Source organism: Bradyrhizobium sp. LB13.1 (assembly GCF_054056815.1).
The window spans coordinates 5376544-5399383 of the sequence record NZ_JBSRYQ010000001.1; the positions used below are offsets into that span (position 1 = coordinate 5376544).

29 protein-coding genes and 1 pseudogene are annotated in these 22840 nt (G+C 58.8%); 15 read left to right on the forward strand and 15 right to left on the reverse strand.

Annotated features, from left to right (window positions below; translation table 11 throughout):
• Nucleotides 1-239: 239 nt before the first annotated feature.
• The 8 genes from ACVWYI_RS25980 to ACVWYI_RS26015 all read left to right on the forward strand — a co-directional run bounded on the left by ACVWYI_RS25980 (nt 240) and on the right by ACVWYI_RS26015 (nt 4657).
• Nucleotides 240-479, forward strand: a complete 240-nt coding sequence (locus tag ACVWYI_RS25980; RefSeq protein WP_354069667.1) for a hypothetical protein — start codon at nt 240-242, stop codon at nt 477-479.
• A gap of 244 nt (nt 480-723) precedes the next feature.
• Nucleotides 724-1008: a hypothetical protein gene (locus ACVWYI_RS25985; protein ID WP_354069669.1), complete on the forward strand. Its 285-nt coding sequence runs from the start codon at nt 724-726 to the stop codon at nt 1006-1008.
• Between the two features lie 92 nt (nt 1009-1100).
• Nucleotides 1101-1658, forward strand: a complete 558-nt coding sequence (locus ACVWYI_RS25990; RefSeq protein WP_354069671.1) for a hypothetical protein — start codon at nt 1101-1103, stop codon at nt 1656-1658.
• Between the two features lie 433 nt (nt 1659-2091).
• The gene (locus ACVWYI_RS25995) at nt 2092-2286 is read left to right on the forward strand and encodes a hypothetical protein (RefSeq protein WP_354069673.1); all 195 of its coding nucleotides are present in this window, start codon (nt 2092-2094) and stop codon (nt 2284-2286) included.
• A gap of 6 nt (nt 2287-2292) precedes the next feature.
• Entirely contained in the window at nt 2293-2583 is a 291-nt protein-coding gene (locus ACVWYI_RS26000) for a hypothetical protein (protein WP_354069675.1), read from the forward strand.
• Between the two features lie 938 nt (nt 2584-3521).
• Nucleotides 3522-3692, forward strand: a complete 171-nt coding sequence (locus tag ACVWYI_RS26005) for a hypothetical protein (protein WP_354069677.1) — start codon at nt 3522-3524, stop codon at nt 3690-3692.
• Between the two features lie 140 nt (nt 3693-3832).
• Nucleotides 3833-3982 carry a hypothetical protein gene (locus tag ACVWYI_RS26010; protein WP_354069679.1) on the forward strand — a complete coding sequence of 50 codons (150 nt, stop codon included), beginning with the start codon at nt 3833-3835 and terminating at the stop codon, nt 3980-3982.
• A 489-nt stretch (nt 3983-4471) separates the two neighbouring features.
• Nucleotides 4472-4657 (forward strand): hypothetical protein, encoded by a 186-nt coding sequence (locus ACVWYI_RS26015; protein WP_354069681.1) that lies wholly within the window; start codon nt 4472-4474, stop codon nt 4655-4657.
• Nucleotides 4658-4689: 32 nt separating this feature from the next.
• Here ACVWYI_RS26015 and ACVWYI_RS26020 read toward each other — a convergent pair whose 3' ends face one another.
• Nucleotides 4690-4893: a cold-shock protein gene (locus ACVWYI_RS26020; RefSeq protein WP_247342407.1), complete on the reverse strand. Its 204-nt coding sequence runs from the start codon at nt 4891-4893 to the stop codon at nt 4690-4692.
• A gap of 264 nt (nt 4894-5157) precedes the next feature.
• On the opposite strand from ACVWYI_RS26020, the gene ACVWYI_RS26025 reads away from it, so the two are divergent.
• Entirely contained in the window at nt 5158-5349 is a 192-nt protein-coding gene (locus tag ACVWYI_RS26025) for a helix-turn-helix domain-containing protein (protein ID WP_354069715.1), read from the forward strand.
• A 416-nt stretch (nt 5350-5765) separates the two neighbouring features.
• Here the strand turns inward: ACVWYI_RS26025 and ACVWYI_RS26030 are convergent, their stop codons facing one another.
• The 6 genes from ACVWYI_RS26030 to ACVWYI_RS26055 form a co-directional block, all read right to left on the reverse strand.
• Nucleotides 5766-6038 carry a hypothetical protein gene (locus ACVWYI_RS26030; RefSeq protein ID WP_354069684.1) on the reverse strand — a complete coding sequence of 91 codons (273 nt, stop codon included), beginning with the start codon at nt 6036-6038 and terminating at the stop codon, nt 5766-5768.
• A 133-nt stretch (nt 6039-6171) separates the two neighbouring features.
• Nucleotides 6172-6651 carry a phasin gene (locus tag ACVWYI_RS26035; RefSeq protein WP_354069686.1) on the reverse strand — a complete coding sequence of 160 codons (480 nt, stop codon included), beginning with the start codon at nt 6649-6651 and terminating at the stop codon, nt 6172-6174.
• Nucleotides 6652-6997: 346 nt separating this feature from the next.
• Nucleotides 6998-7729: a Crp/Fnr family transcriptional regulator gene (locus ACVWYI_RS26040; protein ID WP_456663573.1), complete on the reverse strand. Its 732-nt coding sequence runs from the start codon at nt 7727-7729 to the stop codon at nt 6998-7000.
• 1009 nt (nt 7730-8738) lie between these two features.
• Nucleotides 8739-9020: a hemerythrin domain-containing protein gene (locus tag ACVWYI_RS26045; RefSeq protein ID WP_354069691.1), complete on the reverse strand. Its 282-nt coding sequence runs from the start codon at nt 9018-9020 to the stop codon at nt 8739-8741.
• A gap of 506 nt (nt 9021-9526) precedes the next feature.
• Nucleotides 9527-9772 (reverse strand): hypothetical protein, encoded by a 246-nt coding sequence (locus ACVWYI_RS26050; RefSeq protein WP_354069693.1) that lies wholly within the window; start codon nt 9770-9772, stop codon nt 9527-9529.
• Nucleotides 9773-10083: 311 nt separating this feature from the next.
• Nucleotides 10084-10263, reverse strand: coding sequence for a hypothetical protein (locus ACVWYI_RS26055; RefSeq protein ID WP_456663574.1), 180 nt, complete (start codon nt 10261-10263; stop codon nt 10084-10086).
• Between the two features lie 2734 nt (nt 10264-12997).
• Here ACVWYI_RS26055 and ACVWYI_RS26060 point away from each other — a divergent pair.
• Nucleotides 12998-13393, forward strand: a complete 396-nt coding sequence (locus ACVWYI_RS26060; protein WP_354069695.1) for a response regulator — start codon at nt 12998-13000, stop codon at nt 13391-13393.
• A gap of 20 nt (nt 13394-13413) precedes the next feature.
• Here ACVWYI_RS26060 and ACVWYI_RS26065 read toward each other — a convergent pair whose 3' ends face one another.
• Together ACVWYI_RS26065 and ACVWYI_RS26070 are read right to left on the reverse strand one after the other, a co-directional pair.
• Nucleotides 13414-13767, reverse strand: coding sequence for a response regulator (locus tag ACVWYI_RS26065; RefSeq protein ID WP_247351209.1), 354 nt, complete (start codon nt 13765-13767; stop codon nt 13414-13416).
• Between the two features lie 108 nt (nt 13768-13875).
• Nucleotides 13876-14091, reverse strand: coding sequence for a hypothetical protein (locus ACVWYI_RS26070; protein ID WP_456662998.1), 216 nt, complete (start codon nt 14089-14091; stop codon nt 13876-13878).
• A 209-nt stretch (nt 14092-14300) separates the two neighbouring features.
• Here ACVWYI_RS26070 and ACVWYI_RS26075 point away from each other — a divergent pair, with 209 nt between their 5' ends.
• The 4 genes and pseudogenes from ACVWYI_RS26075 (at nt 14301) to ACVWYI_RS26090 (ending at nt 15652) form a co-directional block, all read left to right on the forward strand.
• Nucleotides 14301-14570 (forward strand): DUF2934 domain-containing protein, encoded by a 270-nt coding sequence (locus ACVWYI_RS26075; protein ID WP_247338771.1) that lies wholly within the window; start codon nt 14301-14303, stop codon nt 14568-14570.
• A 257-nt stretch (nt 14571-14827) separates the two neighbouring features.
• Nucleotides 14828-15054: pseudogene (locus ACVWYI_RS26080) on the forward strand (Hsp20 family protein); the annotation flags it as partial.
• A gap of 68 nt (nt 15055-15122) precedes the next feature.
• A complete protein-coding gene (locus ACVWYI_RS26085; protein WP_247338773.1) occupies nt 15123-15446 on the forward strand; it encodes a hypothetical protein in 324 nt (107 codons plus the stop codon).
• 14 nt (nt 15447-15460) lie between these two features.
• A complete protein-coding gene (locus ACVWYI_RS26090) occupies nt 15461-15652 on the forward strand; it encodes a hypothetical protein (RefSeq protein ID WP_346730914.1) in 192 nt (63 codons plus the stop codon).
• Between the two features lie 158 nt (nt 15653-15810).
• Here the strand turns inward: ACVWYI_RS26090 and ACVWYI_RS26095 are convergent, their stop codons facing one another.
• The 4 genes from ACVWYI_RS26095 to ACVWYI_RS26110 all read right to left on the reverse strand — a co-directional run bounded on the left by ACVWYI_RS26095 (nt 15811) and on the right by ACVWYI_RS26110 (nt 18794).
• A complete protein-coding gene (locus ACVWYI_RS26095) occupies nt 15811-16119 on the reverse strand; it encodes a hypothetical protein (protein ID WP_247338775.1) in 309 nt (102 codons plus the stop codon).
• A gap of 537 nt (nt 16120-16656) precedes the next feature.
• Complete coding sequence (locus ACVWYI_RS26100; protein ID WP_456663575.1) at nt 16657-16926, reverse strand: hypothetical protein; 270 nt, start codon at nt 16924-16926, stop codon at nt 16657-16659.
• 868 nt (nt 16927-17794) lie between these two features.
• Complete coding sequence (locus tag ACVWYI_RS26105; RefSeq protein ID WP_354069699.1) at nt 17795-18112, reverse strand: DUF3303 domain-containing protein; 318 nt, start codon at nt 18110-18112, stop codon at nt 17795-17797.
• Nucleotides 18113-18386: 274 nt separating this feature from the next.
• Entirely contained in the window at nt 18387-18794 is a 408-nt protein-coding gene (locus ACVWYI_RS26110; RefSeq protein ID WP_247347539.1) for a hypothetical protein, read from the reverse strand.
• A 679-nt stretch (nt 18795-19473) separates the two neighbouring features.
• Here ACVWYI_RS26110 and ACVWYI_RS26115 point away from each other — a divergent pair.
• A complete protein-coding gene (locus ACVWYI_RS26115) occupies nt 19474-20298 on the forward strand; it encodes a class I SAM-dependent methyltransferase (RefSeq protein WP_354069701.1) in 825 nt (274 codons plus the stop codon).
• A 661-nt stretch (nt 20299-20959) separates the two neighbouring features.
• On the opposite strand, the gene ACVWYI_RS26120 is transcribed toward ACVWYI_RS26115, so the two are convergent.
• Together ACVWYI_RS26120 and ACVWYI_RS26125 are read right to left on the reverse strand one after the other, a co-directional pair.
• Nucleotides 20960-21583, reverse strand: coding sequence for a YjbE family putative metal transport protein (locus tag ACVWYI_RS26120; RefSeq protein WP_247347543.1), 624 nt, complete (start codon nt 21581-21583; stop codon nt 20960-20962).
• 158 nt (nt 21584-21741) lie between these two features.
• Nucleotides 21742-22119, reverse strand: coding sequence for a hypothetical protein (locus ACVWYI_RS26125; protein ID WP_354069703.1), 378 nt, complete (start codon nt 22117-22119; stop codon nt 21742-21744).
• Nucleotides 22120-22840: the final 721 nt, after the last annotated feature.

The window sequence follows — 22840 nt, forward strand, 5'->3', positions numbered from 1 at the left end:
TTCATATGAAAGGATAGGCCCGCCAGCGTGAACCGGTGGATGTTGTGGGCAATTGAAAGCCATCAAATGCGCCCGCCTGCTACTTGCTGAGCACCGCAGGGCGAGCCGCATCACAGATCAACAGGTGGCGTACCAGCCATCAGGAAACGGTGGCAGAGGCCAGGCGCCCGCGTTGTCGTTCGCGACCTGTGGCATGACGTTGATGGTTCCCGGCCCGCTCAGACCTCTCTCAGTAGGAGTTGAAGAGGGGCACGCAGGAGGCGCACGCCCGCGATCACCAGAGCACAGGGCGCGGCCTACTCACGTCTCTTTTCTGGCTCTGGGGCGTCGTCGGGCTTCTGTTCAACGCAGGCACGCTGTTCGGTCTCGCCGGCAGCATCGGCGTTGGGACGTCGGCGGTTCTTGCTGCCTCCGCATTGATTTGGATCGGCGGCATGATCTTGTTTGGCATTGGCGCCCTACTCGGCTCACAGATTTGATGGTGAGCGGCCGAACAAAAGAAGACTACGGCGACGTTCGGGTTACGAGGTAGGAAAGTCGTAAAGCCACATCATCCGCGCGCCCCGCTCGCCTCCGCAAGGCGCTTAATTGCGCAGCGGAAGGCGGCTCCTGAGTCGCGGCGGGTCAAAGGTTCATTGGTGGCAATCCACCGCTAGTCTCGCTTGAGTTGTCGCCGGGGGGCGCTTAGCAAAACGGGTGAGGTGGCCAGGTTAGGGGGCGGAAATGAGCGACATACACACTTGGTCGGATGATGCGGTCTACAAGGGGACGGGCGAGCAGCCGGGCTCTCAGATGTCCTACTGGCGCGAAGTCGAGATGAAGCGCCGCGAGTACCTGATGAACAAGCAATTGCTTGACGCAGAGCTGGCTACCGTAGTTGCTCAACGCGACGCCACCGCTCAGGCGGCCAAGCAAGCCCGATATATGTTTTGGTCTACGATCTTTGCGGCCATCTCAGCATTCGGCGCGCTTATCACCGCGGTCGTCACCTACATCGTGGCTAAGTGAGCCGCCCGCGCCGCATCGAGGTCGTGCTCGCCGCCGTGCTTCTGGCCGGCTGGGGCCTTTATCGTTAGCTGCGCTAAGGCGTTGGAGAACTTATGCAGACAGCAGATTGGGCGCTCGTCATCAGCATACTGTCAGCGCTCACCTCACTCGCGGGCTTTCTCTGGAATGTCTGGTCAAAATTCATCTACCCGAAACCCGTGGTTCGGACGTCGTTTGCAATGGTCACTATCATGCAAAGTGGGGCCCCCGACATCCATGTGCTTCGGTTGAGTGCAACCAACATGGGGCCAATTGAGGTCACGTTGACGCACGCGGTAACGATGCATCGGAAAGGCATATTCAAGGATAAAGGCTACGGGATACTAAATCTTCTGTCGCGTGCACCACTCAGCAACGACATGGACTTCGAGTATTCTCAAGGGGGCGGCCCAGGCGCGGGATTTCCAAAGAAGCTGGCCGTTGGAGAAGAACATTCGTCCTATCTTGTGCCAGATCACGAGACGCTCGCGAGGGGCGACTACGACCGGATTGGCTTCACGGATACATTTGGTCGGTTTCATTGGGCACCCCGTATCGATATATCCCGAGTTGCCCCATCCATCCGTGAAGCTTGCGAGAAGTCCGGCAAGGACTGGCGTGCATATCGATAACCGTAAGCCGCTTTCGCTCTAACGTGCGCTCACTGGTTCGCAAGTCGCCCAGCGGCAAGTTTAGCTGCCCATCCAGTCCGGCACCAAACATGAAGCCTCGCCGGCGCCGCGCTTGTCGCGCCGATAGATCTGCTCGGCAAAGCCCCCGATAGGCTGTAGTTGGGGATTGCTTGCTGTTGGCTCTATTGCCGGCCCTACGATCTTTGTTGCGCTGCGCTCCCTTGAAGGAAGCGGACCGACGCCCGAGGGGCTGACCTTGCAAAATAAAACAGCAACGGTGCCGTTTATTTGACGCAACGCTACACCCAAGTTGGTGCCATGATGTTAGCTTGGAATAGGCCCTAGCGATTTGCGGACTGAGAGACTCTGCATCTTCGGTTGAACTAGCGTTTGAAGGCTCAATTCATTTTCCTTAGCAGGGGGATTGATTGCCATGCGCCCCATCCAAAGTGAGCACATTGCTGCGCTATTCGAACTGCACGCCCAGCAGCTTGAATGCCTTCGCAGCGATCCAGAGATCGAGAAGAATTATGCGGAGATCCTTCTTTTGAGAGAGAAGATAAAACTGGCGACCAATCAGAAGGAGGCTCGCCGGCAATTCCTTGCTCGGTGCCTGCCAAGCGCCTGAAGGTAAATGATCCTGAACTCCACGATCACGTGTCCCAAATGCGGTCACGCTGCCGCCGATGCGCACGCCGCCGCCCGCCAGCTCGTCCAGCTGGCTTCGAGCATCGAGCCGGTCCAGGACGGCCGCATCCACATCGAGAAGATCAACTATCCTTTCCTCTACACGCTCAAGGGAAGCGGCGCAGAGTTCGGCGCCGGCATCAGGTGCGCTGTCGAAAAGGGTTGGCTCGAGCTGCACGAGAGCGGGACCTACGTCCGGCTGCTGACGTCCGGGCAGGATACGTTGTCGCCCCGTTAGGAACCGTGCCCCGGTTACCCGGTTTGCTGTCTCGCTGGCTCGTCCGAGCTGGCGGAGCGGCCCCGGCCCACAATGCTCCAGCCCCCAAGCCGGGGCCGTGTCTTGTGCTCAGTCCTAAATGAAAGAGGCCGCGCACACCGATAATGACATTTCATCAAGTGCCCGGCTTGCGGTGGCTGGATCGATATGCGCGACCTAGGATCAGTTTTCGACCGACGAACGGGCTTGGAACGACTTGCCGATTGCAAAGTTTTCCCATTGCCCTTTGCCAAGGGGTGGCTGCCTTCCCCAAGGGGCAGCGTTAAGACAGCCCCAGCTTCACTGCCCTGAAGCTGGGGTCCTTTTGCTCTCTCAATGGCCTCGGACCGCGCTGGCCGAAGCAGCGACCCTGAGGCAGTGACGTATTGAAATCCGATATTTGCGTGGTAGCGTTCGCCTTTACGCTCGCGCTATTTGCTCTGAAGCCGTCCTGATAGTGCTTTTTGTGCTGGGGAGGACATTATGCGGAGGCTCTCGCGCAATCCTTTATGCCGAACAACTTAGCGAACTCATTTCTCAGCTCTCAGAATTGGAAGATCTTCGGGGTCTAGTCGCCAAAGCAGAGCGACGCGCCCGCGGTGCGCCTCCATTACGCTTGACACGTCCTGCTTCGCGCCGCCTACGTAGTCGTGTCTGTCCGCCTCCGTCGCCACGCGCCACCAAACATGAATGCAGGAGCTATCAGCCCCCCTGACAACGACAACCAAGTCGATTGGACTTTGCTGGAGCCATTCCCCGACGGATGGTGGGCTTCCTCCTAAAGCCTCTCGAAGCGCTGGCTTGACGAAGAGATCGGTCCAATGCCCAGAGACGCTCCCTCGAAGGGAGTGGAGGGTCCGCCCTGAAGGAGCGGATGGGGACCAAACGGAACAACGCTGAACAACATCAGTTGATAGGCCATGCTCATCGAAATCTACAAAGGCCAGGTGCTCGATCCAGATCAACTCGAAGCGCTTCGCGTGAAGATTGAGAGCTTCGACACAATCCAGGAAGTCGACGCCGAGATGCGCGGCATCATCGAACGCAATTGGCCCCACCTTGTAGCCAAGCTGCCGCCAGAGGACGCCTGATCGACTAGAGCGCATCCCCTCAGCAAGTCGCAGGCGCAGGAGTTCGCGCGGAGCGTTTCCGAGCCCTGAGCAAGCGCGGTCGCATCCAGCGCCGATGATGGTTCGACGTAATCCGTCGGAACGATCTCACCGGAAGCCCGTTGTTTGCGATGGTCAAAACGTCCGATAAAGTTCGCGAAAATGCCGAGAACTGTCTGCAACTCGCCGAGGGGGCGACCAATGCGCAGGCGGCACTCCGTTACAAGCGGATGGCGCAGGCGTGGTCCGCCTTAGCGACCGAACAGGTTTAGCTCGACGGTCATCCGACACAAAGTGATCGGGCCGGCGAGTTGGCGGCAGACGCGATCGATGGTTTGCGCGATAAAGATGCTAGCACCGCTGACGTCAACGCTCGTAAGAGCCGACTGATAGACGGCCCAGTTGAGTTTCGGAAATCGCGCGTGGACAACGATTGACGTCAGACGCGCGCCTCTCGTTGGTCCTCCGACGCGACCGAACTGCGCCGATCCCATCGCTATCCGCCGCATCGCAGTTTTCGTTAAGCATTTCCCGCTAAGCGGGTACCATGTTGCGCGCGTCGGGGCAGTTGCTATTGCGAGGGGCGGTGAGCGTTGCGGGCGCCGCTTTGACGGCCCTCTGCATCGCTGGAGTCCTGTTGTTGGTGGCGACGCACTTTCCGACCAAAAAACAAGCAGTCGCCGAAACCATGGCACTCAAGAACGTTGCCTACCCAGCCGCTGCGGCACGAAGGTGAGCGCTGAGCATTAGCGGGAACAGCGATGCTTTCCAGGATCGAATATCCCCACTGGTTGATGCTCGCCGGGGCCGTCCTCATGCTGGCGGGATTGGTCGGATGGGCGTTTCAAAGAAACCGACAAGCGGCCGAAGAGGTGCGAGAACCCGCAGCACCGGAAACTGATCAGCCGGCCGTCGAGCCGGCGGCGAGTGCCAACGGCAAGCAATGACTAGCGACCACTCGTAGCGACTGGCTGCTGCGTCAACCTATCCGTAGGTTTTCCGCCGAGTCTTTTCCGCGATTGTTCACAACGTCGAAGCTGACCTTAGCTCCCTCTGCGAGCGAAGTGTAACCAGCCTTCTCAACTGCGGAGATATGAACAAAAACATCCTTGCTGCCAGAATCCGGTTGAATGAACCCGTATCCCTTCGTCGGGTTGAACCATTTGACGGTGCCTATAGCCACTTAACTTCTCCATTTTTCAAAAACCAAAGCTAGTGCTCGAACTTTGACTAAAGAAAGGCTAGTCGCGACACGCGCCCGCGCCCCCTCATCCTAAGACCCGCCGCGTCTTGGCGAGGCCCCTCACTTCCCTCAGCGCCGCCTGCCCTCAACTCCCCCGCCGCCAGTCCATCGGTGGCAGAACTCATCATTTACCATCTTGCTGTACGATGATGGTTCGCAGCGCTTTTGCTGGCATGAAATCGATGTCCAACAATCGGCAAAGAGATACGTCCGTGGTCGCCTGAAGAAGAAGCGCAATTGCTTGCGCTACTGGATGAGGGCATGACTGCAACCGAGCTCGGCGAGCGGTTGGGTCGAAGTCGCCGGGCCGTCTACGGTCGGTTACAACGTTTCCGCAAACAGCGAGGCCGGATAAGCCGCACCAGCGGACGCGCCTTCGCGCAATGGATTGGTTAGCCATCCCTCAGAACACTGCGACTTCGCGTTGTTCACCGCGGCAACAACCTTCCTTGGCATCGCAGCGCCGTGCACGCTGGCAGTTTCGGCCAGCTTCAGAATCCGCTGCCAGGCTCAACCCGGCTTCCTTGTCTGGATGTCTAATCGCCCTATCGGCCAAACGGCGGCATTCCTCAGCCTAGATTCGATAGCGGTCAGCTTCCTCCTCGCGAATCCTTCGACTCCCAGTGAACCAAGCGAGAGTGACCGAGCAGGAAATCGGAGGAACTCGAAGATAGGCGATGACGGGCAAAGAGGCGCGTACTCACAAGTCACGGACGCGGCAGACGTCCGCTATCCGTTGATAGCCGGCGCAAACGCTGACGTTGCAGAATTTCCGCGTTGGCCAGAGCGAGACATTCAGATCCTGAACGGCTTTACATTGCATCCTGATCTGCCATGCTGAATGGTTCATCCGTGTCGAGTGTGCCGCGCGTCCGGAAAAGTTCGTACGGCCGCGATGCGCTCCTCACCGAGTTCGGCTCCTGAAGCCAGGCATCCCGGGCGAACCATTCGTGCGCGGTGCCGCAGTTCGCGCAAAAGCTGCGGGCGAAGAACACAGCGCTGCTGCGAAAGCTATCCCGGTCCGTATTGATGCCGGTCGGGATAGCTCTTCCCGTCTTCGGACATTTGATCATGACCATACCCATGCTTGATAGCTCCCGTAACTCGCTTGTTTCGCAAAAGCCGCGTCCGACCATAGTCGGCTGGAGCGCTACTTTTTCGCGGAGACGCTTGGTCGAGCCGGCTTCCCTCAGGGGTGCCCGAACGTGCACAGCCAGTCTACAAGCTGGTTTGCAGCACCTTCGCGAAGCTCTTCTTGACCGGTTCAGACGACTCCGTCGCAACTTTCCGCGCGAGTTTCAAAAGCTCTCTGTTCTGGGCCGATGCGACTTCCAAATTTTTGCGGCTCTGCGCGGCCCAAAGGTTGAGGGCCTCGGAAGGCGACCTCGTATCCATCAAAGTAGTTATGTAATCCAACGCAGAGTTGGTGTTCTCCGTGGAGATTTCGATAATCTTAACGCCGTAATCTGCGGCGGCTTTGGTGCCGCCGGAGTAGGCCTCACGCACCACCTCGGCGATCTCGCCTGAGGCGGCCTGCAACTTCTGGCAGTGCTCCTTCGCCCGATCGGCGCCCTGCTCGGCGAAACCTCGAAACAGACCCGGGATCGCGAAAAGCGGCATGGCGCTCTCCCCGTTCGCGCTTCCGTTAATTTTCGATGCGCCGGCATTTCCTTCGACTTTCACGTTGGCATCACTCACTGGACTTCATCCTTTCAGGCGAACCCGCAAATCAACGATGATCGAATTGCCTCCCGGACGCACATGCGGAGAGTGCACCCCGCGCGGACGGTTTCCGAGAGTTACTTCCAACTTCCACGGAGATCGGAAATGTGACCACAGGTCACCGCGCCGCCCTTCCCCTGCGGGCGACTATGAAGGCGCAAGCTGAAAGGTTCGGTGCGATTTCTGACACTCGGTCTAATTTTTTTTCAACAACGAAGGGCGTGCGGCAAGAGCTTCTTTTCGAGTGCGCTGCAGCACGGAGTCGAGACAATTTGCCGATCCGGCAACACGCGCTCGAGCGCGCGATCCGCCCGGATCCAGTCTATCTCGCTGATAAGATCGACGGCGGCTTGCTTGGAGGCACGATACGGTCGAGGCGGGAAGAAATTGCCTGATAGCACTGGCACGTCGTCGCTTCGAGTCGTCGTCTGTCAACCTCGACAACGCCTCGCCGAGTCGATCGGATAGCGCCGACGTCCTTTAGCTTAGCAGCGACCACCGAGACCGTAGGACGGCGTACGCCGAGCAATTCAGCCATGGCCTCCTGCGTCAGCAGAAGCGCATCGTCCCCGGTTTGGTCGCGCAGACGCAGCAGCCACAAGGCCATGCGCTGCTCCACAGGATGCAGCGCATTGCACGCGGCAATATGCTGGAGTTGCGCTACAAGCGAACGGGTAAACGTCTGCACCATCTTCCCGATCGAGCTACTCCGCTGAAGCGCAGCGTTAAAGGGCATGGGCGAGATCTGCCAGGCATTTCCGGCTAAACGCACGACAGCGGTTGTCGGAGATGGAACAGGTCCTAGAGACACCAGCATCCCGGAGGCGCCCTCGTTACCAAAAACTGCGGTCGCCGCCGCTTCTCCATTCGGCATCTCCATGATGGATGCGATCAAGCCACTCGTCGGATAAAAGATTTGCTCCGCCAGACTGCCGGAATGAAGCAGGATTGTGTCCCGTTCTAACGCCACCTGACGCAGATGGGGCCTCAGCAGCTCAAAGTCGGAACGCGGCAACGCGTCGAGCAGTCGATTGCCAATTGGGACATGGTCCATGTCGGAGGACCCCAGATATCACCCGTGCACTGCAGCAATCGACCCAGCACCGGGCTCAAGCATCGTGCAAAAACTCCGCCAGTCCGCCTTGAGTTCCTGCGCTTAACTCCGATCATGCGGTGAATGACGGCCCGCATGCCAAGCGCGCCGTAGAAATACGGTAAGGGCGCTGTTGCGTCATGGCGCGAACATACCGGCTTGCCACCTGCATGCTCCATTCCGCGCGTTTTAGTCACGTATTCCTATTTGCGAGCGCTCGGCGGCTCTTCGGAGCCGCCGAGCTTTCACTTGCTCCTAAGAGGCAGGCGAGCCTCCACCAGAACGCCGGAGTTAACTAAGGGGGTCTGTAGCCGCCATTGAGCCCGACCCGGCTCGGAGGTCAGCCATGGCAACGTGAGTTAGGCTGTTGAGCGTTTTGCTTTTGTCATCTGCGTCGGGCAGACTTAGGGACGCGGGGATTTAAGGACCGACCGAGAAGGGCCAAGTTGATGTCTCAGTTGGGTCATGAGCGGTAATGCTTTGACCCTATGTGACGTTTCCGTTCGGGCCGTCAGAAGTGGACACTCACGCTTTTAGAAGTGCGCAGCGAGGCGGCGAGGTATCGGTCTGGAGCGGCATCAGAACCTCCTGCTTCGGCCGCAAGCGTAAGTGGGCGCGGAAGCAAAGGCGCAGCCCAATTCTGACTCACCCTTGCGCGTCCTCAGCGTCGCTCGGTACTTATGCACTGCGCGACAGCATCGGGATTACTTACGCTCGGCGTCAGCCTCCTGTTCAAGCCGCAAAATATGTGCGCGCAGAGCGTCAAACCGCTCCTCGGCAAAGTCGCTGAATAGCGGGTCATTGTGACTCGTTGCGGCTGAAGCGATCTCAGTCCAATCTTGAGTGCCACCGGAAAGAAATCGCGATCTTCCATCCTCATGTGACGGCGCTCGTGGGCGATAAAATCGCGAACGATAAGATTCACATCTTCGTACAGGATCTCACGTTCCGCGAGAACGCTGTCGACCGCCTAAGCGACGCGGCGTAAAAGTTGGGCCCCCTTCTGGTGTTCGCGAGCTAGATCGCCGACCTTCGCAGCAGCAGCCGGATCTCGTGCCCTCAGCTTCGCAAATACCAAGTCTTCCTGGGGATGATGATAAATTTCTGGGTAGACTTCGAAATAACTGATAACCGCGTGGATCACCTCGTAGTCAGCACGGTCGCCGCGATCGAATACCTCGAGTTCCCGTTCGAGGATGGCCAGCAGCTTCTCAATGTTGAGATGCTCTTGGGATAAGCGCTCTATGATCATGGCAGAGCTCCATAAACCGACAACTTAAATCGGCCGTCGGCTTTCCCGACGGCAGTCTCCTACTCAGCCGCGCCTGAAGCTCGACCACGACATCGGACGGCTCCGCCCAGCGAATGGCCGGCGGCAGACGAGGCGCCACGCGGTGACCCCCTCAACATTTGATTTGCAGACGCGTGTGAAACTGGGGGCGAGCGGTCGCTAACAAACGATTGGTTCTGAAGCTGCGGACACCCCTCCCTACCCCCTTACAGCAGACACGCATTCCTTCACGCCTTCCCGCTGTGCGGCGTTTCGTTGCGGTGTCGTTGCCGAGCGCGTGCATGGAAACGTCATCTACCTGGTAAGCATCGTCCTCTCTGACATCGCTGCTGCCACATGGGTAGCACCCGTGTCCTGATAAGCAGACCGGTGACCACGGACACTTCTTTTGACTTTGCCTGCCGCAATCACACGCAGTGGCGTGTCTTCAGCGCGCCCACGATCACGTCTGCTCACGAGGCAAAAGCTCACTCACACTGATGCGATGGCTCTTGTCCGGCGCCACCGAGAAGATTACTGCCTGCCATCCATTGGGAGAAGACCGAGGTCTGGATGGCCGATAAGAGGATGCCGCTCCAAACGCCTTGCAGCGTTAAGGTGGAAAGATCAACCAATGCAGAAAGCCGCGTAATGGCCGACAAGAAAACCCGTGATGGCATCTTCATCGTCATGAGCCGTCGACCGAAGCTGCGGACGATATTGGCGTGGCTCATGGAAAGCACTGGCTCACATCTTTAGTAGATGTGTCGCTTATCACGCCATATGGCGCGGATACGAGGCAAGCAAAGCTAAGTAGATGGCTCCCGTTCCGGGAACGCTGAAATCGTGATTGTTCTAATCCAAGTTGGGGCGAGGATAATGAGACCGGGGCTGGCAATCCCTTTTCATTTCGCATTTTAAGGAGACCCGGGGGGCCGCGGTGGCCCCAGTCATTTTAGGAACGGCAGTTCACGCGTTGGGTTTTCTTTAAGTCATCGCGTCCAGACAGCGCGAGACCTCGAGAGGCCCCAGTCTTTTTCCTCCCTTAGGCTGGGGCCTTTTCTTGCCCGCTATCAGAATAGATCGAGGTCCAGCGCGTAAGCGCCTGCCCACGCCGCCTGCGCTTCGTCTCCCCCATCTTCACACCCCAGCGCCGCTCCGCCGCCGCCTGCATGTCGGGCTTCTTCGCGTTACCATACCCGGTCGCGCGCTTCTGGCTGGTCATCAGATTGAGTGGATACCACGCAGATTCAATTGCTCGCAGGTGTAGACTGCGACGCCGAACATACCGAGCATCACGTCAATGCCGAAAGAAGCGCCGCAAAGGCTTGTCAATGCACACGCCGACCCAATCGAGGTTGGTGTGGTGTTCGGTTTCCTGCGCCGAGGTCAATAGGCGAGCCTGAACTTCCTTTTGGAGGCTCTCGAGTACGTCTCAACGGTCCCTTCAAGGAAACACGCACAAACCCGCTTCGGTGCCGAGGTCCACCCCGATGACGAACTTCCGTCCTATCGCCCCAGCTTCTCACTGGGTGTCAATCGGCTTGCGAAGTTGACCCCTCGTATTGCCGCATCTGCGAATGTTACCCTGATGGTGCCATTGCCGATGGCGATCCGATATCGATTGATTGACTGCGCCAGGTGGGCAGAACACGACACCGGCAACGACGGCCATGTGGTAACCGGAGATCGGTCAAGCAAAGATTTTATGTAGGAAATACAGCGCATTATAGCGCGGTTGCTTCCCAGGAATTTGGATTGGGAAGCAGGTGGGAAGCAGCTTTGGAGGCAACTGGCCTCGGCTCGGTAGCAGTTGGCCATGAACTCGAGCCCTGCCCGCTCCTCCGGCATGGCCGCGCAGGCCGCCAGCTCCAAGCAGATGCGCTCCATGCGCGCGAGTTCGTCAATGTCGTGCTGATGTCGCCCCATGCCGGCGCATCAGACTCCCGCCGCGTGGTCGCCGTCAAGTCTAGGGAGTCCGCCGATGGCCCGCGATTTTCCGGAGGGTGAGCGGGGGTTTCTAAGGAGCTCGGGATGCTTTTTGATTCGTGTTTCCCTGCCACGGCTTAGAGTGCTCGTGCTCAGCAATCCACTTGACCGCGTCGCTTTCCGTAATAAAGCCCTTGATTGCTTCCGTTTCGCCGTCGGGCCACAGAATATCGACCCCCCAGCCAAGTCCGGGATTTTTACGAGCCATGAAAGTTGGTCGCTGCTCGAGCATCCGCCGAATATGCGCCTATGGTGCCCAGGTTCAAGCCAGCTATCCTGCCGCAATCAAACTATCCCACACTGACCCCGCGTCCTCCCGCCAGGCCAGGCCGGGCCGGTTCGATTCATGTGCAATGTTTTACGCGCAGTAGCTCGCGCGCGTTCCGAAGCCCTACGGATTGATAATTTGCGAGGTGCATCGAATGCCGCTTTGATTGCGGCATGCCCGCCCCCGTCCGCCTCCGCAAGCACGAAGCTGTGCCCCAAACCGGCAGCTACGAAGTCTGCTTCGCCGATGGTCGGCCGAGCGTCTATTTCTAATGGGACGTTGTCGCCGGACGGCGGCTCGCGCCGAACCTGTTGACCGGAGCAGAAGCGCTCGAGCAGGCCCGGGCCCTGGCAAAGGCCGAGCTCGCCCGCTATCGCAACACAAAATGAAATTTGCGGATTGACGGTCCTAAATGGAACGACGAGCACGGGCGGATATTTGACTGGGCGCTGGCTCGCCGGCGAGCTGGTGGAGCGGCCCCGGCCTACCCCAAAAGCCCCCCTGCAGCCGGGGCCGGTCTCTCCGCCAACGAACGGCTGGCGGGGCTGCCCTCCACCCTCGGCACGAAGCCATTTCGCACTCCCGGCGAAATCTTCTTGAAACATACGAGGTCGAAGCTTGGCCGCATCAAATATGGGGATGCCAGATGTTAGTCCTGATGAACCTGATTTGGCGCCGGCTTGCCTACACAATGCTGATCGGTATGCGCTGTAAGCTCGTGCGGCAGTAATGGTGAAGGCGGCTTTCGTCAGGAGGCCACCACCATGCCCAAAGAGATCGCTATAGCGCTCTGGTCCTTGGCAGCTGCCTGCGTAGTCGCATTCAGTATGGCAGCGCTGGTTGCGCCCCACTAGAAGAGACACAGACCCGCCAGCGTGAACCTCGGCAGAAGTGGCGCCGACCGGGGCTGCCTACTGTCTCTGTGCAGCGCCCCTCTCGCTCCGCAGCAAAAGGCCGATGTCTCCGGCCACCGAAGCAATATACCTTCCAAGCTCGGTGGCGATTTCGATCGCGGTCGAGCCCGCGTTGATCACTTTGATCAGCGTCTGTACCTCGTCCTCCGTCCACTGCTTAGGTTTGTGATTTCGCACGCGCGACGCTCCGATTCGCGCGCGCAAATTGTTCCCATTCTCGGAACTGAACGCCCATCACATGTATTTCGGTTCCACCGAAATTGTGTTTGCAAACGGGGCAAAGTTGGAGCAGAATTTTGTCGCCGGGGCTGGCTGCATATTTCACTTTTCGATTTGACCCGGGTTTTTGACCATGCGCGGGCCGCAGCGGTTTAACCTTCCGCTGCGGCCTTCGTATGTGCGGTCACACCCGGAGGGTGTACGGCCGGCCTATTTTTTCGATCAATGGAGCGGGACCGTTCCTAGTCGTCCCAATGACCTTTGCACAATTTGCGCACTGGCAGACGCGGGCTGTCCGCCGGCCGTGCAAACGAGAAACCGCCGCTTTAAATACTGCGGCATGCCGCAGTCATCGCACCGCGGCGGCGGGAGTCTCATAATGGACGCCTGGTGAGATCGGCATGAGCATGCAGATGAGCATGCCAATGATTCGATGAACGGCTATTGATGATGCACTCGAGACCCAAACATCACCGGCCTCAGCGAATGTTGATGGTTTAGAGGCCAGCTGCCGCAACATTATAGTTCCAATTCTGGACCAACAACTATATTCCGCGAGCCGCGGGGCAATGGTTCGCCCCGAGTCGGAACTGGGGATCCGTCCCGAACGTTGGTTCCTAATGACCCACACAGTTCTCTTGGTAGACGATGATCCGGCGGTCCTCGATGTGATCGCGAGCATGTTAGAGGAAATCGGCTGCAAAGTTATCCGCGCCAACGGCGGGGCTGAAGCCTTGGATCTGTTGCAGCATCATGATCGCATCTCGATCCTGATCACCGACATCAATATGCCGAGCATGGACGGCCACGAGTTGGCCGAGCGGGCGACCCGTCTCCGCCCGGCGCTGAAGGTTCTGCAATTGTCAGGACGAGAGCGACGGCGAGACGGTTTCCCGATGATCCGGAAGCCATTCTCCGAAGATGACTTGTATCGCGTGATGCAGCAGACCACCGGTGCCTGCTGATACTCTGGAGCTAGTCGGCGTTAGAGCCTTGGGCCCAGCAGCGTCCGCATGCAGCGATCGAGAGCGTCTAAGAGGAAAGGCTTCTGTAGAATTGGCCGACCTTTGAATTGCTCCGGTACGCCATCGGCGCCATAGCCGCTCGCGAAGACGAAGGGAATGCCGCGGACCTGCAAAGCTTCTGCGATGGCTGCCGAGCTATCCCGGCCAAGTTGCAGATCGAGAATAGCGGCGTCGCATTCAGCGCTCATGGCCATGGTCAGCCCAGAGCCTAGGTCACCGGCCTCCCCAGCAACCTCGTGACCAAGCTCAGTCAGCATATCCGCAATCATCATGCGGAGAAGCGTTTCGTCTTCAACTAGCAGTACTGATGCCATGCTTCTCAGTACGCCGGCAGGTTTGTGAATGGGAGTCTTTTCCCGACCTCTCATAAGGGCAGCCGGTTCTGAGGCCCGAAGCTCGCTGGAGGAGTTGATCAGGCGAGGCTAAGCCGACTTGGGCCTATTTCGGATATAGACTACCGCACCGCGGCCAGCAGACGTCAGCTCACCGAGAGTGGTCTTCCCTTGCCGCGCGGCTCCGATCAGTTGCTCGGCAACATATCTGCGGCTTTCGTGATCGCCGCCGTTCGTCAATTCCGCACAAACTTGCTCCAACACCACGTCCATGTTCGCTTGAACTCGATCTGGAAACTTGCCCACGCCCTTCTCTCCTTCGAGGAAACGTAACGAGGCTAAGCTCCTTTCTACAGTGGGTACAGCGCAGCGTGACGACGAGGTTAAGGAGCTGCTTTGTGCAAAAGTGAACTCAACGGCGTGAAGAATTGGCACCCCTCGCATTATACAGCCAGGGCTCGAACAATTGAGCTCAGCCGGAGTCGTCTTAGGTAAGGAGGAAATGGAGCGATCCGATGGACGAAAGGAAAAAACTCGAGCATCAGATCGCACTGGCTACTCGGACAGCCGCATACACCAAGGACGAGAACACCGCGAGCAGGCTGCGGCAGTTTGCTGATCAACTGAGGCGCAACCTATTGCCCTCTTCTTCCCGGCGGGCCCAGATCACGGCACGTGCCTATCAGCTGTGGGAAAGGGCCGGGCGCCCTTCGGGGCGCGACCTGGATTTCTGGCTCGATGCTGAGCGGGAGTTCAGCCGACCCGACCGTGGGAGCCAAGATTAGGGCACGACGACGCTCCGCGCGGTCCGCTCGCAAAAAAGCGGAGGCAGTGGCCAGTTGTGTGCACTTTCAGACCGTCAGTTCCGACGGGGGAACGTAGACCGTTGCCGCCTCTCTTAGCAGAAGCGAGCACATGCCCTCCGAAAAACAAGAAAACGGCAACGGCGGCCGTCCGCAAAACAGTCTCCTTCATATGGGCGCCCGTGATTACAAGGCGCTTCGGCCTTGCCTCGATTTGGCGGAGGTCCATTCCGGTGAGGGACAAGACCGAGCGTGATTTCCTCTATCGCGATATCTCGCACCGCAGCTTCAAGCGCCAATTCAGCCTCGCCGGATATGTCCAGGTGAAAAGCGCCGCGTTCGACAATGGCTTGCTGACCATCGAACTCGTCCGCGAGATTTCGGAAGCCATGAAGCCCGCCGGATTTCGATCGGCGATGCCTCGGCCGGCAACGTGCCGAAGCTGGAAGCTGAGGCTGCCGCCTAGCGCTCGCGCCTCGGAGCCGCACGATTTGTCGCGCGGCTCCATCCATTCGTCAAGAAAAGGAGAGGACCATGCGGCCGACGACCGCTGGCGACAATGTTTTCGACTTCAACGCTCTTCTTCATCCCGGTACGGTGTTTGAAGCACCGAGAGACGTTCTGGATCATCCGGCCCTGACGCTGACCGAGAAGCGCGCAATCCTGGCATCATGGGCGTCCGACGCGTCCGCGATCGCCTCTTGCCCGTCGATGCGCGCACCTGCCGGCCTCAAGAAGCCGGTATCGATCGACGAAATCTTGGACGCGTTGCGCGCCTTGGACGGTGGCCCACGGACGCCGCCCGGCGGAAAGCCCTACCGTCTCCGTTCGACCGAACGTGCGGCCGCCGCGGCGTAGTTTTGGACGCCCTGATGACGATGGACGAAAACCTGGCACGCCTTCGTGCCCATCATAACAACATCAGCCGCTACCGCCGGCTCCTGCGTCAGGCTTTTGCCTCTGGAACGCCAGTTCATCGAACGGCGACTTTCCGAAGAGGAGGCCGCTCTGCAAAGCCTTTCCGCTTCGACCTTCCCGAACGCCTTCAGGGAGCCAAGGCTTGATCGACCGTTGCCTGTTGCAGACGTGATGCCATGAGCACGACCGTCAACCTGGGTCGACCGGGCTCGGGCTCGTTCCCTTTGGCGCTCCTCAAAAGGTTTTTCGTGCGCGAATATTGAAGACTCCGGCTGCGGACGGCGTATCATCGGCCGTGGAGATTTCAGGGATGGCTGTCTCGACCAACGAGCGTCCGATGTGCCCTGTGTGCAAGCACCGGATGGCGTTGGCGCGCATCTCTCCCGGCCCCCGCGGATTCGATGAGCGCACCTTCGAGTGCTCGACTTGCGAGCGTACCGAAGTGGTCCGCTTCGCGGTGGATCCGATACAAACCGACGCGGTCGGCTGGCTTGCCGGTGAGCTGAAGCCGCGAAACTGAGTGTTCGGTGTGAGTGGCGCGATGGATGAGGACTTCTGCAAAGAACAGACGCAACGCATTCGCGCATTGGCTGACCGGGCTGATCTCCTTCACCAGGCGATGCCTGTTGGCGCTGGTCGTCCATACGCCCCCGGGGTGGCCAGTCCCTTGAAGCCCGCGGAGCGGCCGCTGCCGGTGCGCGTCACGCCCCCGGCGTCGATCCTCTCAGGGTGGGCGAGGCGTGACCAAGGGCGCGATCGAAGTCTGGTGCGACGCTTGCGGCGGCGGAGGATCCCTGCCCGCGCGGGAGTCCGAGCCGGCCGCAGGACCTATCCGGGCCGCGGCGTGAAGGCAAGGGCCGTATGCCGGCCAAGCCGAGTGAGGTGCGGCTCACACCTCCGGGAGCTTGACATGGCAACTATGAATTGAGGAGGCGAGAATGCTCCTGATAGGACTTGGCGCTCTGCTTGTTCTCGGCGGAATCTTGTACATGGCACGCGCTACTATTTGGCGGGGATCGCTTAGCCGGCCCGCTGGCGATACACTGGAGCCGACGCGGCGCGGCGTGGGATTCCTGGGGATCGGAGCGAACTGGCCGGGCATTCTCCTTATGGCAATCGGTGCCGTTCTGTTGGTGGTGGGGGCCGGCCTCTAGCCCCAGCCATCCGCCGAGCTGCCGCCCTGGATGACAAGTTGGTATCGACGCTTCAGCCGATGGCTCGTGGTAGTAGCGGCGTTTTGGAGGCGATCGAGGTTCGCGCCGTCTTTAGCAATCACGAGCAGTCGCCAATTCAGGCCATCGGGTTCCGCGTCGTCGTGTTCAATCTCGACGGAGATAACGAGCTCCCCGCCGGGAACGTGCCGGATCTCCTGAAGAGCGATCAGTTCGAGATCGGCCTTGGACATCAACGTTCTTGCCACCGGTCTCCTCCCGGCCGGCCTAACGCAGCCTCAATCGCTACGCGACTGCTTTATGAAAACGGCCCGCTCGATTATGTCAGCGGGCTATTTCTTTCGCTTCTATTTCCCTTTCATCTTCGGGTCATTCATGGTCGCCCCCGGGTTAGCCGAACTCGGGCTGCTCGATGCCCCTTGACCGCTGGTCGCGGCTGGAGAATTGCCGCCGCCCCCAGATCCCGCACCTGCGCCTCCGCCGTCCCCTGATCCCGCACCCGCGCCGCCGGCTCCGCCCGATCCCGCGCCCGCGCCAGCCCCCGCTCCGCCAGCCCCCGCTCCGCCCGCTCCTCCCGCCCCGCCCCCAGCGCCACCCTGCGCGGAGGCGGCAGCGATCGATCCGAACACAAGTGCAGCTACGAGCGCCATCTTGCCAATCTTCATGGTGCTTTCCTCCTATTTAAGTTTGCTTGCAACCGACCGCTGTAACCTTCGTTCCTAAGCTGGAGCAGGACCAAACGCGTCGAGGTGCCGCACGGGCAGGATACCTCACTTGCAGCAGACGACTTCCCCGTGGAGGTCGAGATCAAAGCGAGCCGGTCGCACCTGCCGAAACAGAGGGGCTCGCCGACCGACTCGCCGAACCGCTCAACGAGCATGCGCACCAATGCCCGGTAACAACCACAAGGCCCCGGCTTAGGTGGGAAGCGAATTTGCTCGAACGCATTTCCGCATGCCGCGGCAGAATGTCTCGATTTGAGCTCCCGATAACTTCAACAAGGCAGGCAGTGCCGCCGATCGTATCGGATCGCGACATCGGCCTCGCTCTCTCCGTTGCCTTGAATTGAGACCCCCCGACCAATTGTCGGGGCGCTGATTTCATATCGTCCGCCAACTACCCTTTAGACGCCTGTCTCGCCCATTCGAGTGAACTTGCGTTTATCGGCACCGACTCACCGATGTCGACGACCGGAACGACATCAATGTCATTCCAGAAAGTGTACTTTGCCACGAAGGCGGTGATGGCTTTTGGGTCGTTGGCTTCGACCAAAACATAGCCGCCTCGTCCCGCCAGGTTCGCCACGAACACGTGTATCGTCAGCCCCTTCTCTTCATCCGGCGTCCACTTGCTGAACGCCGCAAGAAGCGATTGCGACCCTGCGAAGTTTTGGTCAAAGGAAAGACCGGCAGTGCGAACTGTATATTCGAGCATGTATTTCGTGAAACACCTCCTTCAAAACTGGACAGTGAGCCACGCGCCCCATCTAATCTTAAGTGCGAGCGGTCGCGCAAGTGTTAGCAGCGGCGAGAGCGACCTCATTGGTCGTGAAATTGCCCGGTCATGACCCATCGCGTCGGTTAGCGCAGCGGGCATATCTAGAAATTCGACACAACCCGGAAGGCACGTCAGAGGGCACACCGACGCGATCGGCGCGCCGTCGCGTGCGCCATTCGCTCTACAATCTATTACTTGCGAAGAACGAGCCTTAAGCCTTCAGGTCGGTGATCCTCATGATCGCGACCACGTTCCCATCATTGAACGCCTGCTCCTTTGTGTCCTTGTTGCAGGTCCAGACAAAATTCTTCTTGCCGGTAAAGGTCTTTTCGTCCTGCTCAAGCCGAAGCTCTCCTTCGGTGATATGGCAGACCATGGCATTCATCATCGGAGGCCCCATGGTCTTCGATCCCGGCTGCATGATGACGTCACGCATTGAGACGGTCTTAAAACCCGGGATCAGCGATGGTGTGTCGCCATCATACTGGCGCACCACCACACCCGGCCATGGAGTTGTGTCCTTGTAGCCCGTGGTTTGAGCGGCGGCGGGCTTTATCGTGGCCGCCGTAGCCGCTGCCAACCCGAATGCCAATGCAGACCTTCGGTCGATCTTGCTCATCGGTTTTCTCCTCTGCAACAAGCCGCCGCAAAAGTTGCGCGCGTGGGGAATGTGAAATCGTGGTGTGAAACCGAAAAGGGGGCGAGTCTCTTAGGGTAGCGTACCTGCCGATAGCGCTAGTAACTGCTCGTTCGTCCCGAACGGTGACTTCGGCACATCCCGCTTCAGGGGCAACCACATTCTACAAGACTGGATGCACCCCTAGAAATGGGTGTTTCGCCCCAAGAGGCAAAATGCCTCAGCTTGCTCAGGGCCCGAAGATCGTACTCGCTGTCGGCAACTTCACACTGCGTCCAACTGAATACGCAAGTCAGTGTGGCTGACTGGTTCTACGGTGTGTGTGTGCTGGTCGCAGGGCATATTTCGCGGAAGGCTCCGGGAGAGGAATGTAATCGGCTGCTTTTGGAGAAGTACGCGCACGATAAGTCATGGCGTTCTAACCCCATCCAGTGGTGCGATTACGTGGCAACCTTGACGCTCGTTTATAGCGATCTCGGCACGTGACCCGAAGTTTGCCCCTGCGCCGATGCCCTACATCTCCCAGTCATCGTCCCCGGTGCGGACCGCCGCCTTGACCCATAGCTGACTTCATAGCATCGAGTTATACTGCCCTCACGGCCAACGTACTTTGTAAAGTCTGGTTGCGGTCAAACATTTCTTGCAGGTAGGAGGCATGAAAATGAGCCAGCAAGCACAGTGGCAGGTCGTGGGCAGTGCGCCCGAGGTATACGAGCGAGAGCTGGTGCCGGCTGTGTTTGGGGTGTGGGCTCCGATACTTGTTGAGCTAGCTCAACCTCGGCCTAGCGAGCGTATTCTCGATGTCGCGTGCGGCACTGGTGTTGTGGCGCGCATCGCCGCAACGCGCGTCGGTCCAAGTGGTACCGTGGTTGGGATTGATCTCAATCCTGGAATGTTGAGCGTCGCTAGATCAGTCGTATCGCCGGATTCGCGGTCCGGCGGACAACTCCAGTGGCAAGAGGCGAGTGCGGATAAGCTGCCATTCCGAGATGGTTCATTTAACGTCGTATATTGCCAGTTGGGCCTGCAATTCTTCGCCGACCGGCCCGCGGCCTTACGCGAAATGCGTAGGGTTCTTGGTCCCGAAGGAAGACTCGCGCTGATGGTGTGGAACGGCATTCACGAAAGTCCCGGATTTGCTGTTCTGGCTGACGCATTGCAGCGACACGTTGGTCGAGCCGCGGTAGCTATCATGCGTGCGCCATTTGGGTTGTCCAATGCCGACGAATTGGAAGCCCTCGTTCGTGCCACAGGTTTTCAGGACGTTGCAATTCAACAGCGGAGTGGGACCGTGCGCTTTCCGACGGTCGAGCGATTTGTGTTGAGTTACGTTGCGGGCTCGCCATTGGCTGGTCCGGTATCACAGGCAGACGCTGCGGCGCGCGCAGCTCTAATCACCGACGTCAGGAACGCCCTGGGTAAATTCACGAGCAATGATGAACTGGCCTTCCCCATAGCCGCCCACCTGCTATGCGCGAGAGTGTAGGACAGTTCGAGTTTTGCCTCGGTTGCCGCGACGCGAACGAGAATTGCGGCTTCCGTTGTTGGCCCGTCGCCGACCTTCGCTTACAGGGCCGCTATGTCTGCCTTTAGGAGATAAGCCGACCCCAGCTCTAGTCGCTATGAAAGTCAGACTGTGACCAAAAGCAGACGCGCGCTGATTCAGTCATCAGCCGCCGCCAAACTTGGATGGATCATCGTAGGCAGGAGGATCGTCGTGATCGGTCCGGAGACCTCCCGGAACGGAATCGTCGCGATAGATGCGCACGCCGCCTGGAGTGATATAGCTCGGGGTGACCACCTGGCCAGGACGCGCGATGGCTTGTCGCGAGTTGTGATGCCACCTTGGCGCGGCGCTCGCAGAAGCACACGACGCGAACACAAGGCATAATCCCAAGACAAAACGCATTGCATTTTCTCCAACCAAGCTCTGTTGTATGTGGTGCGCGCGCTGCTCCTTGCTTTCACATTCGAACGGTGGTTTTGGCTTATCGCGTTGGTTGGCACACCGCAGCGACATGTCCGGAGCACGAGTAGAACGGAATTCGTCCCACTCGGGGGCCGACCGCCGCCTTTGACCCAAAGCGGAAGTGCTTCCTATGAGGGGACCGGAACAGACGCAGGCCACCAAGCAGCGGTATGTCATGTCATATCGACGCTACCTTCATGATATCCAATGTTCCGCGAAAGATCATCTCGACTGCAACGTAGAGAATGACGGCCAGGCCGACGTAAGCAATCCATCGATGATTTTGCAGAAGGCGCGCAATAAGAGAAGCGGCCACGCCCATCATCGCAATGGAAAGCCCCAACCCGAAAATCATGACCACTGGATGCTCTCGTGCCGCCCCTGCGACGGCCAGGACATTGTCAACCGACATGGAAATGTCGGCCGCAATAATCTGCCAACTCGCTTGGACGAGTGTCTTGCGGGGCTTGTTTCCTGCAATTGCTCCAGCAGTCTCCTTCGCACCCATAGGATTTGTGGAGGATGCGCGCAACTCTCGCCACATATTCCAACACACCCACAACAGCAGGATCCCGCCAGCGAGCAGGAGGCCGACGATTTGGAGGATTTGCGTCGCTAACCCGGCAAACAGCATGCGCAGTATCGTCGCCGCAACGATTCCGATCAAAATCGCCTTGACTCGTTGCGCCTGCGGAAGTCCCGCTGCGGCAAGTCCGACGACGATGGCGTTATCGCCAGCGAGCACAAGGTCGATCAGAACGACCTGCAACAATACGTTCAAGACATCTGAGAAATCCAACACGCGTCGCACTCCCCCGTGCCGGGAGAAATGGCCCGCTCTCAGCGCGGATTTTTGGTGGTTGGTATGTGTCTAATCGGTTCGCCGATGCGTGTCGCAGTCCCGTGCCGCAGACAAAACGGGGCCGCTCTAACTCAACTCTAGTTCGACGTCGCCGGCTGTCAGGGGGCCTGGTGACTGTCTCCCACAGCCGGCGTGCCCGGATGTTGTTCGACCGGTTGCTCGAAAAACAGTGCCACTTGATCCGGTTCGCCAAGAATCGCCGCAGCGCAGCCCATCATGGTGAATGCACCGGCAATATCCCAAAGCGTTACATTTTCTAACGTTTCATTTTCTGAAGTTGCCCGAGCAAAGAGCGCTGTGACGATCGCGTCCAAGAAAAGCAGAATGCTGAGCGCAGGCAAGACGAGTTGGATATCCAGGAAGTACATCATCAAGAATGCGGGAGCTGCGACCAGGATGCTCAACAGCGCGAATATGCAGAATGTGTCCCGCCAAGGAGCATTCCTGTTTGTCCAACTTGCATGAGAAGCGATCATTTTGTCCTCCTGCATAGGAGTGTCTTCCAGCGCCGCAAATTACTGAACTACTCTGGCCTAGATGCACCGTTTTCCGACGTCTCCCCGATCAATGTTTTGTCCTATGCCGCCGAGTCTCGATCAGCGTAATAGCGCCGGCCGCCACCACGGCAATAATAACGACGGCTGCAAGCGTCTCGACGGACGCCAGGGTCCCGGACCATTTGTCCCAAAGCTCAATCATATGCTTGCCTCTCGCGAGAGCGCACCCACGATCGATAAAATCCACTCTCTAAAAAGACGAACCTTTACGATCAGAAAAACAATGCTACCCATCGTCGCGCGCTTTTTGACCGCGCGGCAAGGTGACTTATGCGGAACCGATAAGCAGGCCGCTTGGACGCCCGTATATCGCGTGCGCTCCGGATCACGGCGACACGCCACTGGATCGCAGAGGACTTCCGCCCGTCGTCGGTCAGCTGCGCCAGGTAGCGGACATAAACGGCGAACGCGAGCTATCTGTGTCAGCCGCGGCACCGGGATGTCGGCTTGTGGCCCACCACGGAAGTGGCGGCGCACCTCACTGAGGTCCGCTTACCGAGGCATGGCAGACAAGATTTGCTCAGGTTGAGTTCTTCGCATTTTGACCCATTGCGGAAGTGAGGGCGTTAGCAGTCGAGGTCAGAAAGTGACCTGCACCGATGGTCAACAGGTGGTATAGTCGTTTGGTCGTCGTCCTCAG